The organism is Candidatus Poribacteria bacterium (genome assembly GCA_026702755.1).
In the GTDB taxonomy this organism is placed as follows: domain Bacteria; phylum Poribacteria; class WGA-4E; order WGA-4E; family WGA-3G; genus WGA-3G.
Genome location: JAPPBX010000031.1, coordinates 1 through 19172, shown reverse-complemented (window position 1 = coordinate 19172; position 19172 = coordinate 1). Strand labels below are relative to the sequence as shown.

15 protein-coding genes are annotated in these 19172 nt (G+C 48.8%); 13 read left to right on the top strand and 2 right to left on the bottom strand.

Features of this window, described 5'->3' with window-relative positions; genetic code table 11:
- Nucleotides 1–21 precede the first annotated feature (21 nt).
- The 12 genes from OXH39_05660 to OXH39_05605 all read left to right on the top strand — a co-directional run bounded on the left by OXH39_05660 (nucleotide 22) and on the right by OXH39_05605 (nucleotide 15965).
- Nucleotides 22–378, top strand: a complete 357-nt coding sequence (locus OXH39_05660; protein ID MCY3549929.1) for a hypothetical protein — start codon at nucleotides 22–24, stop codon at nucleotides 376–378.
- Nucleotides 379–393: 15 nt separating this feature from the next.
- Nucleotides 394–696, top strand: coding sequence for a hypothetical protein (locus OXH39_05655; protein ID MCY3549928.1), 303 nt, complete (start codon nucleotides 394–396; stop codon nucleotides 694–696).
- Between the two features lie 152 nt (nucleotides 697–848).
- Nucleotides 849–2570: a DNA methyltransferase gene (locus OXH39_05650; protein MCY3549927.1), complete on the top strand. Its 1722-nt coding sequence runs from the start codon at nucleotides 849–851 to the stop codon at nucleotides 2568–2570.
- A gap of 223 nt (nucleotides 2571–2793) precedes the next feature.
- Nucleotides 2794–3501, top strand: coding sequence for an aldolase/citrate lyase family protein (locus tag OXH39_05645; protein ID MCY3549926.1), 708 nt, complete (start codon nucleotides 2794–2796; stop codon nucleotides 3499–3501).
- A 134-nt stretch (nucleotides 3502–3635) separates the two neighbouring features.
- Entirely contained in the window at nucleotides 3636–4976 is a 1341-nt protein-coding gene (locus OXH39_05640) for a hypothetical protein (GenBank protein MCY3549925.1), read from the top strand.
- Between the two features lie 301 nt (nucleotides 4977–5277).
- Nucleotides 5278–6510: a threonine synthase gene (gene thrC / locus OXH39_05635; protein ID MCY3549924.1), complete on the top strand. Its 1233-nt coding sequence runs from the start codon at nucleotides 5278–5280 to the stop codon at nucleotides 6508–6510.
- Between the two features lie 141 nt (nucleotides 6511–6651).
- Nucleotides 6652–7350 carry a Uma2 family endonuclease gene (locus tag OXH39_05630; protein MCY3549923.1) on the top strand — a complete coding sequence of 233 codons (699 nt, stop codon included), beginning with the start codon at nucleotides 6652–6654 and terminating at the stop codon, nucleotides 7348–7350.
- Between the two features lie 85 nt (nucleotides 7351–7435).
- Nucleotides 7436–9820: an AAA family ATPase gene (locus OXH39_05625; GenBank protein ID MCY3549922.1), complete on the top strand. Its 2385-nt coding sequence runs from the start codon at nucleotides 7436–7438 to the stop codon at nucleotides 9818–9820.
- Nucleotides 9821–10349: 529 nt separating this feature from the next.
- A complete protein-coding gene (locus OXH39_05620; protein MCY3549921.1) occupies nucleotides 10350–11423 on the top strand; it encodes a type I restriction enzyme HsdR N-terminal domain-containing protein in 1074 nt (357 codons plus the stop codon).
- 88 nt (nucleotides 11424–11511) lie between these two features.
- Complete coding sequence (locus tag OXH39_05615) at nucleotides 11512–13056, top strand: 9-O-acetylesterase (GenBank protein MCY3549920.1); 1545 nt, start codon at nucleotides 11512–11514, stop codon at nucleotides 13054–13056.
- Nucleotides 13057–13114: 58 nt separating this feature from the next.
- On the top strand, nucleotides 13115–14659 hold the full coding sequence (locus OXH39_05610; GenBank protein ID MCY3549919.1) for a sialate O-acetylesterase: 1545 nt from the start codon (nucleotides 13115–13117) through the stop codon (nucleotides 14657–14659).
- A 163-nt stretch (nucleotides 14660–14822) separates the two neighbouring features.
- Entirely contained in the window at nucleotides 14823–15965 is a 1143-nt protein-coding gene (locus tag OXH39_05605; protein MCY3549918.1) for a mandelate racemase/muconate lactonizing enzyme family protein, read from the top strand.
- A gap of 90 nt (nucleotides 15966–16055) precedes the next feature.
- On the opposite strand, the gene OXH39_05600 is transcribed toward OXH39_05605, so the two are convergent.
- Nucleotides 16056–17531, bottom strand: a complete 1476-nt coding sequence (locus OXH39_05600; GenBank protein ID MCY3549917.1) for a hypothetical protein — start codon at nucleotides 17529–17531, stop codon at nucleotides 16056–16058.
- 49 nt (nucleotides 17532–17580) lie between these two features.
- Nucleotides 17581–17805: a hypothetical protein gene (locus OXH39_05595; protein ID MCY3549916.1), complete on the bottom strand. Its 225-nt coding sequence runs from the start codon at nucleotides 17803–17805 to the stop codon at nucleotides 17581–17583.
- A gap of 334 nt (nucleotides 17806–18139) precedes the next feature.
- On the opposite strand from OXH39_05595, the gene OXH39_05590 reads away from it, so the two are divergent.
- Nucleotides 18140–19172: 3' terminal RNA ribose 2'-O-methyltransferase Hen1 (locus OXH39_05590; GenBank protein MCY3549915.1), on the top strand; the 1033-nt coding region annotated here is incomplete at its 3' end.

Below are 19172 nucleotides of genomic sequence, written 5' to 3'. Positions count from 1 at the left end.
ATTTTAGAAGAGGAGCGTGTCATGTCAGACGCTAACAATCATAATACATCTAACATAGAAGAAATCATTCGACTCAAAACAAAAATGGACGGAGTTGATAAAGAACTTGGTCATGTAAAATCACGTCTGGATGATCGGATAAACGAAGTCAAGGACGACCTCAAAGATGACATCAGAGATGTTAAGAGTGATCTCAAGGATGACCTCCAAGGAATCAAAAACGATCTTAAAGGTGACCTCCAGAGTGTCAAAGACGACCTCCATAACAGAATAACCCGATTAGAAGCACGCTTGCGGTCGAATGTAACTATAGCCGTTGCCATTGGCAGCGTCGTTACAAGTGCCATCGTTGCCCTGATTGTTGCATTTCTTAATTGATAAGGGAGATTGAAAATGCCAAAGAAAGCACCAGGATTAGAAGGATACACACCTACCCGTTTGGACTGGCTTACAGTCATGTTAAATTCTCAATTTCGGCACGATAGCACGGTATCCGATAGGTTTACTTTGTCTTATCTACCCGGGTTAGATGGGAAAAGTCTCCATGTGATCGTCAAACATTATGGTGATGTGGATAAAGAACGCATGAATGAAAGGATTAACCTCGCGAAAAAGGCTGTTTCAGCGGTTTCTGAAATGTATAAATGGGATACATGGCTCGAAGTTAAAGTAGATGTTGAGGAACTCAAACTTTAGTCGAGTACAAGAAGGACAGTACACCTTGTTTGAACTCGCCTTTAAAGTGTTTACCCGCGGAGAGAATAGAGTAAGCAAACGCTACTCCGACGATAACCTCAAAATCCTAATTGTAGGAGCGATCTCATGATCGCGACAACTGACAACCAATCATGAACAAACTCTACTTCGGCGATAACCTCGAAATCCTACGCGAGATGGATGACGAACGCGTTCACCTGATATGCACCGACCCACCCTTCAACAGCGGACGCGACTACAACGCCTTCATCGGTGATTCCCTCGCACAGAAGAAAGCGTTTACCGATACATGGACGTATGACACCGCTGCACAGGATGCGCGCACCGACATTGAATCACGAGCCATTACCAGCGACACTTATAAAGCACTTGACAACTGCCTCAAGGGTTACGACTTAGTGCTGCAAAACGCCGTATCCGGCAATAGTGGTGCAATGCGTGCCTACCTCGCCTTCATGGGACCCAGACTTGCCGAGATGCACCGAGTCCTCACACCCACCGGCAGCATCTACCTCCACTGCGACCCGACTGCAAGCCACTATCTCAAAGGCGTAATGGACGCTATCTTTGGCGTGGATAATTTCAGGAACGAGATTATCTGGCAACGCACGAATGCACATAACGACGGTAAGCAGTATGGCAGAGTCCACGACACGATTCTATTCTATAGCAAAAGTAGCAAAACGGTATGGAACCCTGTCTATATGGAGCATGATCCGGAGTACGTAAAAAGGGCTTATCGCTATAAGGACCAAAGAGGTCTCTACCAAGTAGGGGATCTGAACGCATCTGGAATTAGGCATGGTGAATCTGGAAAACCTTGGCGGAGCGTAGATCCGAATGCCGTAGGTAATCACTGGCGAGCACCGCGTAGAGAAGCCTGGCCCGAAGGTGTTGAACCACCTGACAATTATGAATCCCTTTCTGTTCACGAAAAACTGGATGCGTTGGATGCGAACGGTTTAATTTACTGGCCCCCGAAGGGAAATATCCCAAGGTTTAAGCGGTATTTGTCTACCTCAAAGGGAAGAAGAGTGCACGATATTATTACAGACATAAACCCCCTCACAAGCAAATCTAAGGAGCACCAAGGTTACCCGACGCAAAAGCCACTTGCACTTTATGAACGCCTGATAACTGCCTCCAGCAACGAAGGTGATATCATCCTCGATCCGTTCTGTGGCTGCGGCACGACAATTGATGCCGCCCATGCCCTCAAACGGCAGTGGTTGGGCATAGACTTAACAATCCTCGCACTTGATCCGATGCGGCAACGGTTGGCAGATCGGCACGGGTTAGAGCCGTCCGTTGACTACCAAATCGAAGGCTATCCGACGAACATGCAGGAGGTCCACAGACTCTTAAAAGAGGGAGACAAACGGAAATATCACGACTTCTCGAATTGGGCGGTGACACGGCTTGGACTGAGACCGACGAAAGATGTCGGTGATGGCGGACTCGACGGCGTTGGACACGTCACGCTCTGGAATCCGCAGCAGATGAAAGAGACGGATGCGCGCATTCTCGCTGAGGTCAAGACCGGTAAACCTACCATTACCCAAGTCCGCGCCTTCTGCCGTGTGATGGATAAGAACAACGCTGAGGTCGGTATCTTTATCACCATTGAACCCGTCACCGCGAAAATGCGGCAAGAAGCACAGGATATGGGCAGTTTTGAACACAACAAGAAATCCTACCCTCGCCTCCAATTCTGGCGGATAGATGATACCTACTTCGAGAACCCGGATATTATCAATACCCTCGTCCGCTTACCAGACGCATGGCGAATCCGCCCCACCCAGAAATCGGAACGCCACTTCGATAGCCAGCAGATACGATTCCTACAGGGATAACTGAAAACCGAATGCCTCCGTTCCAAACCAAATCCGTTGACAGAAAACGATTTTTGGGGTATAATTATAAAGGCTTGGGCGTGACTTACAGTGCCTGCCTGAGTTTCGGAATAGCATTCTGCTATGCTATTTTTAGGACAAAACTGAACTTACGCGCGCATCGCGGACAGTGGTTAACAGCAAGTTTGACTTGCAAGCTGCACCAAAAAAGCGAGGGATGACAATGTCAGCAGCAAATTTGAAACAGCGGATACATAACGGAGAACACGTCTATGGCGCTAACGTCTCTATGGCAACAACCGCCGACGCGCTCGTCTCCAAAGTCGAAGACGAGGGTTACGATTTTGTTGCCGTAGATAGCCAGCACTCTCCATACAACGAAGATCGGCTTGTCGCCTTTTGTAATATGGCGAATGAATTAGGGATTCCGGTTAACTTTCGGATTAAGCATACCCGAAACGCCTACCTCATCGGCAACTACCTTGATTTGGGCCCCTCTGGCATTGAGGTGCCGCAAGTTGAATTGGACGAAACAGTAAACGAGGCCGTTGCCGCGTTCTACTATCCACAGCAGGGTATCCGAAGTTGGGGTGGTGCCCCACGGGTCAATTCCGCAGGCAAAGAGCGGCTCGAATACGCCGACTGGTGGAATTCCAATGGTATCCTCTGGATGCAAATCGAATCTATAGAAGCTGTCACACATGCACGATATCTCGCGAAACCGGGTGTTGATTGCCTCTCCTTCGGTCCCGCTGATTTGACATTTAGCATTGAGAGTCATCCGAATCATGCGCTCCAAACCGTGGATGCCTGCGTTGAATACGTCGCTCGCGCCTTGGAAGGAACGACAACTGCTGTCTGCTTTAGAAATGGCAACCCCAGCACACGTCAAAAGTATGCGGACATGGGCGTTACCGTCTTTTTGGAATAGTTGTCGGTTCGGTTTTTCTGCGAAAAACCTTTCAGTCTTCAGTTAAAAGAGGCGTTGTGGCAGTAATAAATAAAGCAACCACCACAAGAAATTAACTGACAACTGATAACTGGTAACTGGTAACTATTAAGAACATGTTGAATTACGGATTGGTAAGCACAGCAATAGGGGAAGACCGAGAACGATTGCTTGAGGGCATCCGACTATTAGCCGAAATCGCGCACAAACACAGTATACCCATAACATGGGCGATCGACACGCAGTCTGCGCCAGGCGTTGCGAAGTTGCTCACCACACTGCACACCGACTTTGAACAGTGTGGGGGCGACGCTTCGTTGCTAATGCTCGATGTCAAACCGATCTGGGACACAAACTGGGAGGAAGAAAGAAACGCTAATCCAGGTGCCAGCACAGAAGCCATGGCGACGCATCTCGTCAAGATGCGAGAGCGATTACCGGAGTACATAACCAAGGAATCCGAAAAACTGAAGAGCACAATGCCTTGGGCAGAGCCTAATGTCGCAGGCGCAATCTTCAAGAATGATGTTTTTCTGCGCGCGCTTGAACAGACCGGATTCCGAGGGCTCTGGGGCTATCATTGGAATCCACAAGATATTGATGAGACCGATCCGAACGCACCGGAAGTGGAAATGGACCGTGGGGGGTTCGGGTGCTTTTATCCACTTGAGGCACCAACGTCCGCTGATGCTATTGCAATGCGAGGGACGGCTGATGAGAACGGCGCGCAATCGTTTGAGAAAATTGTTGGTGTCCCCTACCATACCGCCGGTCATCTTGCTCAGGATACACATAATCTTCGCGCAGCCCTCTTAAATGGAACGGCACAGCAGCATTACGATACCTATTTGGAGAACACGGCGTGGAATCAGTGGCTCGGTTATGTAGAGCATATTCATCCGCTCACCGTCGCGCATCTCGGACAAGATGGACTTGACCGACTGGATGCATACTTCGCACACGTCGTGAGTGTTGAAGACACGAAGCCGCTACTGCTTTCTCAGATGGTTGACGATTACATAGCGCATTGTAAACTAACCGAACCGGTGGCTGTTGTCGGTACAAGTACGGAGGTACAAGAGGAAACCGCTGATCCGAAGTCTACGTTAAAGATGTTTTACTGTGACGCGGCGTGCGAATTCGCCTTTATTGAAGGTGCTATGGACCCCGTTGAAATCAAAAATTATGCAAGCGAACGGGTGTTGCAATCTGAGGCGACGAAACCTGTTCTAATAGGCTTTTCGCCAACTCGACATCGAACGCAACTACGCATCGCTATCACAGTAGAATCAACGAAAGCGATGCCTTATGGGATAGCAGTGTGGGGGGACCACAACGGTTTACGACTCACCGAGTCTAACGCCCATGATGTCAGATGGGTCGGAGAACATTTGCTTTTTATACGTCTTACATTGCAACCCGGAAAAAACGAATTTAGCGTTAAATTGACAATCTAATCATTTACCGATCACCTCCGCTGGCGGGGTTTCATGAGGATTAAAAAATTAATTCGGTAATTTATTGGTGAAGTCCGGTGCGATTGCAAACCGCACCTACCGGGCCTAGGGGCGAATTAGAATTACCGATTTAAATAATTAAACTTCATCTAACCCCGCCAATCTTTTGGTGTATAGGTGATTGTAGATTAACAATAAACGCGGACGGACTAAAAGGAAATTCTTGGAATCTATTCGTTCACCGTGATGGTGTTCAAATTCATTGAAAACCAATCGTTAGAAATCGAAAAGGAAAGAAACAATGGAAAAAGTATTAGGGCTCAAATGCCGCGAATGTGGTGAGCAATATCCCAAAGAGCCGCTTCACGTTTGCGAATTCTGTTTTGGGCCTCTGGAAGTAGACTATGACTATGAAGTGATACAAAAATCTATCTCAAGGCGTTCAATAGAGAGCGGTCCCGAAAGTATGTGGCGATATGCAGATCTGCTGCCGATAGACGGTGAACCGACGGATGGTGAGCACACTGGGTTTACACCCCTCGTTCGTGCGAAAAATCTCGCAGACGCGCTCGGGGTCAACGAGATCTATATCAAAGACGACACCGTCTGTCATCCGACGTTTTCCTTCAAAGATCGGGTTGTCGCAGTCGCTTTGAGCAAAGCGAAGGAATTCGACTTTGACACTGTCTCCTGTGCGTCCACTGGCAATCTCGCCAACGCTGTTGCCGCACACGCCGCCATCGCGAAACTGAACTGCTTTCTCTTTATCCCCGCGGATCTTGAGGTCGGCAAAGTCGTCGCATCTCTCGTTTATGGTCCCACAGTCGTAGGCATCACTGGTACTTACGACGATGTCAACCGACTTTGTAGTGAAATTGGTGGGGTCTATCCATGGGCATTTGTGAACATCAACATCCGACCTTTCTATGCTGAAGGCTCGAAAACCCTCTGCTTTGAACTGCTCGAACAACTCGGTTGGAAGGCGCCCGCACATATCGTCGCACCTGCCGCTGGTGGTTCTCTCATCACAAAGATTGGCAAGGCATTAAAAGAATTCCACACTTTGGATTTAATAGACAAACCGAACACTAAAATCCACGTCGCCCAAGCGGAAGGTTGTGGTCCCATCGTCAACACATATAAAGAAAACGGCGACTTTGTAAAGCCTGTCAGACCGAACACAATCGCTAAATCCCTTGCTATTGGAAATCCAGCAGATGGTATCTATGCTGTTGATACAGTCCGAAACTCCGGTGGTGTCGGCGAACACGCCACTGATGGTGAGATCGTGGAGGCGATAAAACTGCTCGCTTCTACAGAAGGTATCTTCACCGAAACTGCTGGCGGTGTTACGCTCGCCGCTGCGCAAAAATTGATAGAGAGCGGCCACATTGGACGGGATGAGTCGATAGTTCTCGCCATCACGGGTAATGGACTCAAAACCGTTGAGGCACTCCAAGATAAAACCGATAAGCCGCATACCATTCCACCGCAGCTCAATGCTTTTCGGAAATTGATGACGGAAGTTGGATAGATCTCATTCAGCGACTTCAGTTGGGGAAAGTTTCAAAGTCCATAAAATGTTCTAAAGTCCGTAAAGTGGTTTCCAGAGGCTTCTGGTTCATCTGCAAACTTTAGCACACTTGCAAACTTTCTATTCGGAGGGATTAAAAGCATGAAGTTACAAGAAATCCACGAAGTTGAGCAAGGAATACGTCCACCAGAAAGCCTCAAGATGACATTGGAAGAGTTTCTCGAGCATGATGTAGAGGGATATGAATACATAGACGGCAAATTAGTCCCAAAATCACCGCCACTTCCTCCAGAGATGCGCTCAATACCTACCACAATGACGTTGGAGGAATTTCTTGAGCATGATGTAGAGGGGTATGAATATGTTAAGGGAGAATTAGTACCAATGGTGCCGCCGTCGAGAGAACATGGTGAAATTAGTGTCAATGTCATTCATTATTTGTATATGCATGTTTATCAACAGAAATTAGGACGCTTGTATACGGCGGAGACGACATTTCAGATTGGGGAACGTACAGCAAAACCTGATGTCGCGTTTGTTTCAACCGCCCGATTGACTGGCGACAAGACTAAGGGGTTTTCCATACCGCCCGATCTGGCAATTGAGGTTGTTTCTCCTGCAGATGTCCAGTCTCGTGTTGCTGCAAAAGCACTTGCCTATCTGAAAGCAGGAACACATCTCGTTTGGGTTCTTGAACCTGTTTCTAAAACGGTGACGGTATATCGCTCCGAGACAGATATTGAGACACTAACACACAACAATACACTCACCGGTGAGGATGTCGTGCCAGGGTTTTCTTGTCCAATCGCACACCTATTTGATAGTTTGCTCTATTTGTAATTCTAATAAAGTTGTCCGAAACGCATCGCGTGTCCTTTCAATGCCGATGTGTCCTAACAGCCCCCGTTAGGGCAAAATTAAAAAGATGGAAACATTGCAGGGTATACTTGAACGCATCGTCTATGAGAACCCTGATACCGGCTATACAGTCGGACGACTTTCCGCGCGCGCCCAGTCCGAACTTATCACTGTCGTCGGCAATTTGGCATCCATCAACCCCGGTGAAAGCCTCCTCCTCCAAGGCGAGTGGGTAGACAATCCCAGATACGGCAGACAGTTCCAAATTGAGAAATATGAAACCATCCTACCCGCAAACGTCGTCGGCTTAAGAAAATACCTCGGCTCAGGTCTCATCAAGGGTATCGGTCCGAAGATGGCAGCACTCATCGTCCGGAAGTTCGGCATGGATACGATGGATGTCATTGAGTACGAACCTGACAAACTGACGCGCGTCCCCGGCATCGGGCGGAAGCGTGTAGAGATGATCAAAGAAGCGTGGGAAGCACAGCGCGAGATTAAAAACGTCATGATCTTCCTGCAATCGCACGATGTAAGTACGGCACACGCCGCAAAGATTTACAAGACTTATGAAAGCCATGCAATCCCAATCGTCACAGAAAACCCATATCGTCTCGCCGACGACATTTACGGCATCGGATTCGTAACCGCGGACACAATCGCGCAGAAACTCGGCATAGATAAGGACGCACCACAACGGGTGCAAGCCGGAATCAAATATGTTCTCAGCCAAAAGGCAGATGAAGGCCACGTTTTTCAACACCGCTCCGAATTGATTGAGGCGTGTGAGACGATGCTTGAGCAGGAACTGGAAGCGATTGAAGAGGGTATCTTTGCCCTCATTGAAAAAGAGGAAATTATTAATCCCGGTTTTACAGACTTCCCAGACACTGACGAACAAACCAACATAGACGAGACACAGGGCGACTACGAGGTTAGCGATCAATCATCAGCAGATGGCGATCAGGAAGAGATTACCGATGCACATCAAGCATCTCTTTCCGATAGCCGACAGCCGACAGCCGACAGCCATTCAGCTATCTACCTTGCTCCTTTTTTCTATGCAGAACTCGGTGTCGCAAATCAGTTTTTGAGACTCCTGAATTCTAATGAGAGACACGGCACCAGTCACGTTCAAACCGAGGCGGCATCGCTCTCCGAATTGGAGAGCGAGATGCATATCCGTTTCGCACCGCAGCAACGTGAGGCGATCCATACGGCGATGACAGCGCGTGCTCTGATTCTTACGGGCGGACCCGGCACTGGCAAAACGACAACCACGGTCGGCATGATTCGTCTGTTTGAGGCACAAGGCAGACACATCACTTTGGCAGCACCCACAGGGCGCGCCGCCAAACGCCTCAGCGAGACAACCGGTGGTGAAGCCAAAACCATCCATCGACTCCTTGAATTCTCGCCACAAATTAACGCCTTTAAACGGGATCGACACAACCCTTTGAACACAGATGTCGTTATTATTGACGAGACATCCATGGTAGACCTCGTCCTGATGAACCGTTTGATGCAGGCAATCCGTCCGAGTACCACCGTCATCCTCATCGGTGACACCGATCAACTCCCCTCTGTCGGTGCAGGCAATGTCCTGAAGGAGCTCATCGATTCCCGAAGGATACCCGTCATTCAACTGACCGAGATATTCCGCCAAGCGCAGGAAAGCATGATCGTCACAAATGCCCATCGTATTAACAAAGGCGATTTTCCTGAACTCACCGGCGACACTGACCGAAACTTTTTCTTCATAGAGGAGGACGATCCCGAAGAAATTACCGAAGTGATATGTTCGCTCATCGCGGATCGGTTACCACAGCACTACGATTATCATCCAGTAGACGACATCCAACTCCTATGTCCGATGAGACGCGGAACGCTTGGTACTGAAAACCTCAACAAACGGCTTCAAGAGGTGTTGAATCCGGAATATACTGCGCCGGTCTACCGCCATCCCTTAGAAAAATCACGGTTCGGAGCCGAACCTTATGCACAAGTATCTCGCTTGAAAGACCAATCCGTCACAGCGGGTGGTTTCCGTGTCGGCGATAAAGTGATGCAGATCCGCAACAACTACGACTATGACGTGTTCAACGGTGATATCGGGAGAGTTGTCGCGATTGAGCACATCGACAAGAAAATCTATATCCAGTTTCCCGATAAACAGGTCGCTTACGATACGGCGGACCTGGGAGAACTCGTCTTAGCGTATGCCACGACAATCCATAAAGCACAGGGCAGTGAATATCCGGCTGTTGTTATCCCCTTGCACACACAACACTATCTGATGTTACAGCGGAATCTTCTTTACACCGGTATCACCCGCGCGAGGGAGCGCGTCGTGGTCGTCGGCACCAAACAGGCACTCGGCATTTGTATCCGTAACAATCAAGTCATGCAACGCAACAGCTACCTCGCCGAACGCCTGAATAACAGCCAGTAATCGGCTTTCAGCAATCAGAAAAAGTTTATCCCGACTCAGTAGATGTGATTTGGAACCGCACCATGGGGGTCAATTTTAGGGAAAACAACCGTCGCGGACCCAGACCGGTAGGTTCGGTTTTGCGGCGTACTCGCCCAAATGCGACCTGCATTCCTAACCGAACCGTGTTTTACGCAGAAACCTTGAAACTTTCAAAAACCTCTTGAATCCCGTAGGGATGGTATCTGTGTAGAAAAACGGTACCTCACAGACCTAAGCCCCGTAGGGGCGGTATCTGTAGAGATCTACAGCGAAAAATTAACGGAAAAATCGCTAAATTGACACCTATGATGCGGTTTGATGAAGACTAAAAAATTAATTCGGTAATACGCGATGTTTATTGTCTGAAGCAGGATTTACAAGATTCAAGGATTTTCAGGAGTGATCAATCCTTTTGACTGAAACTGCTTTTTATGGAATTACCGAAATATTCTCTTAAAGTTCATGGAACCGCACTACATCACTCACTCAATATGGAGGGAGTAGGAGTATGACACTGAAGGAGCACATTGATGACATACGCAACGAATTAGTAAACCAGCAGTTCACAAATGAAACTGCCGTACGTTCCGGTATTATAGATCCACTGCTTAAGGAGTTAGGATGGCCGATGTTGAAGACTCAGGTTGTTTTTCCGGAATACCCAGTTGAGGGACAGAGAGTTGACTATGCTCTGTATCATCCACTCGCAACACCACGCATTTTCATTGAAGCGAAGCAAGTTGGGAAGCTTGATGGAGCAGAAAGACAACTTTTTAAATACGCTGTTCATCAAGGTGTCCGTGTTGCTATTCTCACCGATGGGCGGAAATGGATCTTTTTTTACCCGCTGGGTGAGGGAACTTACGAAGAACGCAAGGTAGTCGAATTGGATCTCATTACTAGAAATAGTGAGGAAAATGCCAATCTTCTAAACAGATACTTAAACTACGAGTCAGTACAAACGGGTGATGCATTTGTTGCAATCGAAGAAGACTATCGAAACTTTTCGCGACAACGCGAGTTGGCACGGCATTTGCCCGAAGTATGGCACAAGCTCTTGGAAGAAAAGAATCGGGTATTGCTACAACTTCTAATAGCAGATATGAAAAAGGTTTGTAGATATTTACCAACAGAAGAGGAGGTACTTGCTTTTCTGGAAAGTTTAACAACAGAATCTGAGGAAGCGCGTGTTCCTCTTGCGGATAGTCAAATCCAAGGTCTTGACCAAGAAGAGCACGTTCCCCCAATGCATGTTTCGACTCCAGAACCGAAACGGTCTCAGCGACGGACAAGACTGGTTGTTACGATGCCTGATGGTGAAATAATTGAATGTCCGAAAATAAAAGACACTTTTTTTGAGGTGATTGAAAAGTTAGGAGTTGAAAAAGTGGCGGCACTTGACATAGTCCGGCGAAAGATTCCTCGTGTCACAGCATCTGAATACTCGGGCCGCTCCCAAACGAAATCAGGGGAATATTACATCTATACAGGCGGGACGACGATAGATAAGAAACGGGATCTTATGAAAATTGCCAAAGGTTTAGGGGTTGAACTAAAAGTGGAAATTATTCCGAAAGAGTGATAAATCATTGACAATCCATCTCTAACGACTTGATAACTTGAAACTGGAGAGTTTACACCACTAACTATCTAATTGGAGGAACGACGACATGAAACGAATTACACTATTTCTCATTGGTTTACTACTGTTCCTTACACAACCTCTCGTCCATGCCGAAGTTACGTTGCCACGCGTCATCGGTAGTAATATGGTGCTGCAACGCGACATGCAAGTTCCTATCTGGGGGTGGGCATCCGCAGGCGAAGAAATTACCGTAACCCTCACTACCGAAGAGGAAAGTACCGAACTCGTCTTCTCAACCACTGTGACTGCCGACGCGGAGGGCAATTGGCAGATCAAACTTCCTGCTATGCAATCTGGGGGTCCCTATACACTCCGTGTCACCGGCGAGAACACAGTTGAATTGACCAACGTGCTTTTCGGTGAAGTCTGGGTTTGCTCTGGACAATCAAACATGCAGTGGTCCGTGAGTGCCTCGAAGGACAGCGAGGCAGAAATCGCTGCTGCAAACTATCCAACGATCCGATTGTTCTATGTACCGAGAAGACCTTCAGGATTGCTTCAGAAAGACGTGGAAGCGGATTGGTACGAAACCACACCAGAGACAATTGCCAATTTCTCTGCTGTCGCTTACTATTTCGGTCGGAAACTGTATAAGAACCTTGATATACCGATCGGGTTAATCAACACTTCATGGGGGGGCACGCGTATTGAACCCTGGACACCCCCTGCAGGCTTTGCAACCGTGCCTGCCCTTGAATCTATATCCAAAGAGATTCAAGAGGCGGACACGAACTATCGCGGGCAACTTCCCGAAAAAATGAAGGAAATTGAGGCATGGATAGCCGAAACACGCGAGGCATTAGAAAAAGACACACCGCTTACACAGATGCCTGACAATAGACACCCCTTAAGGCATCAAGCCAGACCAACCGGACTTTACAACGGCATGGTGCATCCAATTGTTCCGTATGCAATACGTGGCGCGCTCTGGTATCAGGGCGAATCAAATCTTCGAGACGGTATGCTCTACCACGAGAAAATGAAGGCACTCATTAATGGATGGCGCGGAGTCTGGGGACAAGGTGATTTTCCGTTCTATTTCGTCCAACTTGCTCCCTTCAATTACGGCGGACAGAACGCGAATCTGTTCACCCTACCGAAAATCTGGGAGGCACAAGCAGCGACGTTATCTGTTCCAAATACCGGCATGGCTGTGACAACAGACATCGGTAACCTCAAGGACATCCACCCTCGAAACAAACAGGAAGTCGGCAGACGATTGGCGTTGTGGGCACTGGCGAAAACCTACGGTAGAGATGACGTAACGCACTCTGGTCCACTTTACAAATCAATGGAAGTAGAAGGGAACACAATCCGACTCACTTTTAACGCTATCGGTAGCGGCTTGATGGCACGGGATGAGAAACCGCTCACGTGGTTTGAGATTGCAGGTGAAGATAAACAGTTTGTGGAAGCGAAAGCAACGATTGATGGCGACACAATCGTCGTCTCCAATGATGCCGTTGCGAATCCGGTCGCAGTCCGATTCGGTTGGCATCAGAGCGCGGAACCGAATTTCGTGAACAAGGAAGGATTACCTGCATCCCCATTCCGTACAGATTCATGGTAAAATAGCCGAAGGACTTGACTTATGCGTTCCGCGACTATCTAATTGAAGGAGCAAAGATATGGAACTAATTCTGCTGTTTTTCATCGGTTTTCTACCACTTCTCATCGGAAGTATCGCTTACGCCGAGGTCACATTGCCGCGTGTCTTCGGCAGCAACATGGTGCTGCAGCGTAACATGCAGGCACCTATCTGGGGGTGGGCACCCCCAGGCGAAGAGATTACGATAACACTCAGTGCTGAAGCCGAAGATGTCGAACCGATTGCAACAACAACCACAGTTGTCGACGCTAATGGCAATTGGCAAGCTAAACTCCCCGCTATGGCAGCTGGGGGTCCCTACACACTCCGAATCACAGGTAGTAACACCCTCGAACTGACGAACGTGCTTTTCGGTGAAGTCTGGGTCTGTTCCGGGCAGTCAAACATGGAATGGCCCGTAAGTGCCTCAAATGATAGCGAGGAAGAGATCGCCGCGGCGATGTATCCGAAGGTCCGACTGTTCCATATCCCACGAGTCCCGTCAGGCTTACCTCAGCAAGATGTAGAGGCGGATTGGTACGAAACTACACCAGAGACGATCCCGAATTTTTCCGCTGTCGCCTACTATTTCGGGCGGAAACTCTATAAGAATCTTGATGTTCCGATCGGGCTAATTAACACGTCGTGGGGCGGGACCCTCATCGAACCGTGGACACCGCCTGTGGGTCTCGCTGGTGTGCCTGCACTTACGTCTATAAACAAGGAAGTCGAAAACATACAGGCGAACTATCGCTCACAACTCCCAGAGAAAATAAACACGATAGAAGCGTGGATAGCCGAGACCCGTAAAGCGTTAGAAACCGAGGCACAGCTTAAACCGATGCCTGACAATACGCATCCGTTAATGGATCAAGGGAGACCGACGGCACTCTACAATGGTATGGTGCATCCGATCGTTCCTTACGCCATACGCGGTGCGCTCTGGTATCAAGGCGAATCGAACCATCAGGACGGTATGATCTATCACGAGAAGATGAAGGCACTCATCAACGGGTGGCGCGAGATCTGGGGACAAGGAGATTTCCCTTTCTATTTCGTGCAACTCGCGCCGTTCAATTACGGTAATCAAGACGGCAGCCAGTTTTTCCTGCCGCAAATCTGGGAAGCACAAACCGCAACATTAGCACTCCCAAATACCGGTATGGCTGTGACAACCGACATCGGTAATCCGAGAGATGTTCATCCCCGAAATAAACAGGGAGTCGGTAGACGGCTGGCGTTGTGGGCACTTGCAAAGGACTACGGCAGAGATGATGTGACATATTCCGGCCCGCTCTACAAATCAATGGTGGTCGAAGGAAACACAATCCGACTTACTTTTGATCATGTCGGTAGTGGTTTAACCTCGCGAGATGAAAAACCGCTCACATGGTTCCAAATCGCCGGTGAAGATAAGGAATTCGTCGAGGCGCAAGCAACAATTGATGGCGATACGGTTGTCGTCTCCAGCGATGCCATCGCAAATCCGGTCGCAGTCCGATTCGGATGGCATCAGAGCGCGGAACCGAATTTCGTGAACAAAGAAGGGTTACCCGCATCACCGTTTCGTACACATCCGTGGTAATTGGCTTTCAGTTGTCAGGGCGCAATGACTTCGTCATTGCTTTCAGCGGTCAGTAAAGAGATGTTTCTTTTAATCAGAAACCTCTTACCGACTGCTGAAAGTGAGCGTAGCGAACGTACTGACAGCCGATTACTATAAAGAACGGAGGTCCATAGTTAAGAAAATGAAAATCACTGCTATCAAAACCTTTATGGCACGCTTCGGCAATCGACCCCGCGGCCTCATCAAAGTCGAAACAGATGAAGGTCTCTACGGGTGGGGTGAAGCCTACTCTACGGGTCCCGACCTCTCTGTTGAACCGATTGCTGATTACATCTTTGAGATGATTCAAGGCGACGATCCGAGACGGATTGAGTATATTATGATGAAACTGCATCAGCAGTTCCGTTTCCCCGCGGGCGGTGCCGGGCTTGCTGTCATTTCTGCTGTTGATCATGCGTTGTGGGACATCAGTGGAAAGGCAGCGGGTGTGCCAGTCTATATGCTCCTCGGTGGACACGCTCGTGACCGTATCCGTATCTATCGCGGCATCGGTGGCAGAGACGGTATCGAAGCCGCCGATCAGGCACACAAACTTCATGAAGAGTGGGGCTTCACCGCTTTCAAGACGAGTCCTTATCAACTCGATCCTGATGCAGATCGGTGGGGACGTGTCTGTGATGCTGCCACTACCTATTTTGAGCAAATTCGGAATAACACCCCGACAGATTGGGAATTCGCCTTCGATCCGCACGCCAAAATCTTCGAGCCGATTCGCGCACTCCAACTCGCAAACGCACTCGCACCTTACGACCCGTATTTCTACGAGGAACCGCTCCGACCTGAGCATATACCTGCCTGGGCGCGCCTACGTGCCCAGATGCAAGTGCCGCTTGCAACAGGGGAGTCCCTCTATACACGTTTCGAGTTTCTGGATCTCATCGCAGCGCAGGGTGCTGACATCATTCAGCCGGACGTTTGTGTCTGTGGTGGGTTGCTGGAAATGCGGAAAATCGCCGCAATCGCCGAGGCACACTATGTCAGTGTTGCCCCCCACAACCCGATGGGACCGCTCGCAACGGCTGTTAATGTCCACTTCGCCGCCGCAACCCCAAATTTCAAGATACTTGAATATCTGCTGCCCACTGAAACCGAATGGAACGATTGGGTAGACGAACCTTATCTACCAAAAGATGGGTATTTGGAATTGCGAGACCGTCCCGGCTTGGGTGTAGAGGTCAACGAAGCGGCGATCACGGACAATGAATACATCCACTGGCAGCGCACCTGTCCCATCCGTCCCGATGGTTCAACTGGCTACATTTAATTGGTTGTTAGTTATCGGAAACCATCAGCCGTCAGTAATCAGCAGTCAAACAGTCTCTAAGTGCGGATTGCTGACTGTCGATAACAAGTGCTATCCCCGATGACTCTCCGCAACATACGCTTGCAGGTGCTTCAATGCGCTTCCGTTATCCATCACCGACTGTGTGCGCGCAAGTGCGTCTTTAGGGGTTGAACAAATCCCTAACAGATGGTCTACCATCGCTGTGTTCAATAGGATCCTATCGTAGATAGGTCCTTTTTCGCCTGAGAGTGCCGCGACACCCACTTCTGCAAACGCTGCCGCGCTCACAACCTCTGGACGTGGACTCCGAGTATAGTCAAACCCGTAACCTGCTGGATCTATGTCCAACACGAAATCTTCGCGTACACCATTGACACGACGGAACCCTTGCGAATAGTTGATTGCCATTCTATCGCTTGTTGAAGGCTTTCCGAGGCGGAGCGCGTAATGGCTTGTCCCTTCCTCTCCCTTCACAGCGACTGCGGCATCAAACCCTCTCTCCCACGCCAGTTGGAGGAGCGGTTTCTCATAACCGATGTGATAGTAGCCGAGCACCATATAGTTTGCTTCCCGTGCCGAGAAGAACTGTTGTGCTTTCTCTGTTGCTGCCCAAGGCGGACGTTTCTTGATGTGCACTCGCAGTTCGCGTAAGTTATAGGCAGCGGGGCAATACTCGCGTTGGCTGACGTATCCAAACCCCACCGATTCGTTTGTGATGAGTGAAGCGGTTTGCGCAAGCGATAGTTGTGTATTCGCGCCGAGTGCCTTCAAGATAGCCTCTTCTGTCACACCGTTCTTCGGGGGCATTACATCCACACTGTGCAGCAGCGATGCTTCACCGAGTGCAGCGCGCACGGCAGCGACAAATAGCGTCGGACGGAAATAGCGCGTTGCGCCATCGTAGGGTTGCCCGAAATGCGTTAGCGTTGCAACATCAATAGGCTGGACCTCTTCCGGTCCGAAGAACGCATCGAGGTAACCGCGCACCTCTTTGTAGGTTTCACGGTTCATTCTTTGCCCGATGAGTGCAGCACCTTTGAGGGCAGGGTTGACATCATCGCTGAGGATAGCTTCGCACATCTCGCGGGTTTCAGTGTAACTTAAATGTTTTGCGCGTAAAATCTTTTCCAATGCGTTCACGACGATTGCCTCTGTCGGATTCGCTGGTACATAGCCGTCCTCTGGATTCATGAGGTATTGAATTTCGGGTGGGAGCTGTGTCGTGAGTGCTGGACGGTATTTGCGGAATGCTGCTTCTTCCGCAGGACTCCATTGTGTGGATTTTGGGAAATAGGCGCGGAGCGTCATTGCCGCGAAGAACGCCCCCATCTGTGCCGCTGATGCAGCATCCGATTCAGGCAATTCACCCGTTATAGATTTTAGGAGCGTTTCAAGGAGCGGTTCCGGTTGCGGGAAATCTGAGGCGTTTACACCTAACGGTCGTGTCTGATGCGGCCCTGTGCAAACGCGTGCCTGTGCTTCGAGCAGATCGTCGTTCGGACCGGGATATACCGGTGTGTATGGATGAGAATTAGCAGCTGCCATTGCGCCATGTCCTCCGATTAAAACTGAATCAAATTTATTCGTATCATGCTTATGTTATTGACGGGCATGCCTTTTTAACTTCACTTGCAAGATGATAGTCCATTTTGTCATGTTCAACAAAAAGCGCGTCAGCAATTTCTGTGAGTCCCTCATCTGTTAGAGGCGGGAAATCCAACAGAACCATCTGTTTTATGATTTCAGAGGCGATCGCATGTTTTTCTATCTCAGGAAGTTGGTTAAATGCTTCCAATATGTTTTCTGAGGTTGCGTGCATCTGGAACCTCCGTGTGGTAAGAACATATAGTTTATCCAAATTATACACGATGCCTTGGCGAAATTCAAGGCTTTTTTAGCGGTCTATAGGGGCATTTAGTTTTCCGAAATTTTAGGCTTTCGGTTCTGTATTCCTTGCTGTAGGAGTGACCTTCCGGTCGCGAATTTTTCGACTACATTGGACAAAAATTCTAAAGCTAAATAGCCCTAATACACTAACAAAAGACTTGACGGAATACGGAAAAGAAAATACAATGTAATGTATGTGAGCACAACTGCTGAGATGTCCAATCCAAGTTATCGTCAGATATCGTTATATTTTTTACCACCTCGTTATGCTATTAACAATATCAACCACATATTCTCCTGCGACCGATCTTGGTTATTTGTTACATAAACACCCCGCGCGAATTCAATCCTTTGGGCTTGCCTTTGGTCAGGCACATGTCTTTTACCCGGAGGCGTGTGCCGAAACGTGCACGGCAGCCCTGCTTCTTGATGTTGATCCGGTTGGACTTGTTCGCCGTCCGCACGGGCAATTTTCGGAAAATTTCGCGTTGGCGGAGTACGTTAGTGATCGTCCTTATGTTGCTTCGTCGTTTTTGAGTGTAGCGATCGCACGGGTATTTAGTAGTGCGTTATCGGGCAAGTGCAAAGAACGTCCAGAACTTGTGGAAACAGAGATCCCTTTAAAGGCAAAATTATCCATCTTGCCATGCCGCGGTGGCGAAAAATTATTGCGCCGACTTTTTGAACCTCTGGGTTATACAGTAGGCGCAGAACGATATATGTTAGACCCACAATTCCCAGATTGGGGACAGAGCCGTTATTTTACGGTAACGCTGGAAAACACCTGTCAATTGAGCGAACTCCTCACGCATCTTTATGTTTTGATGCCAGTGCTTGACGACGAAAAGCACTACTGGGTGGGTGAGGCAGAGATCGAAAAACTCTTAAAGCATGGCAATGATTGGCTCGCTGGGCATCCGGAACAGGAATCGATTGTTCGTCGTTACTTGAAACATCAACGTCGATTGACGCATGAGGCACTCGCCCAATTGCGCGAGGAAGATGCTCAAGAGACTGACGAGGCAAGTCAAGCACATAAAGAGGAACAGATTGAAGAACGTATCTCTCTGAACGAAGTCCGTTTGGCTGCGGTCACCGAAGTCCTTAAGACGTGTGGTGCGAAACGCGTTCTTGATTTAGGATGCGGTGAGGGAAAACTTCTTCGTAAATTATTGGCTGAAAAGCAATTTGAAGAGATCTTTGGAATGGACGTTTCACATCACGTCCTGAAAATCGCACAAGATCGGCTCCATTACGATCGATTACCGGAAAAGCAGAAAAAACGCCTTCATCTATTCC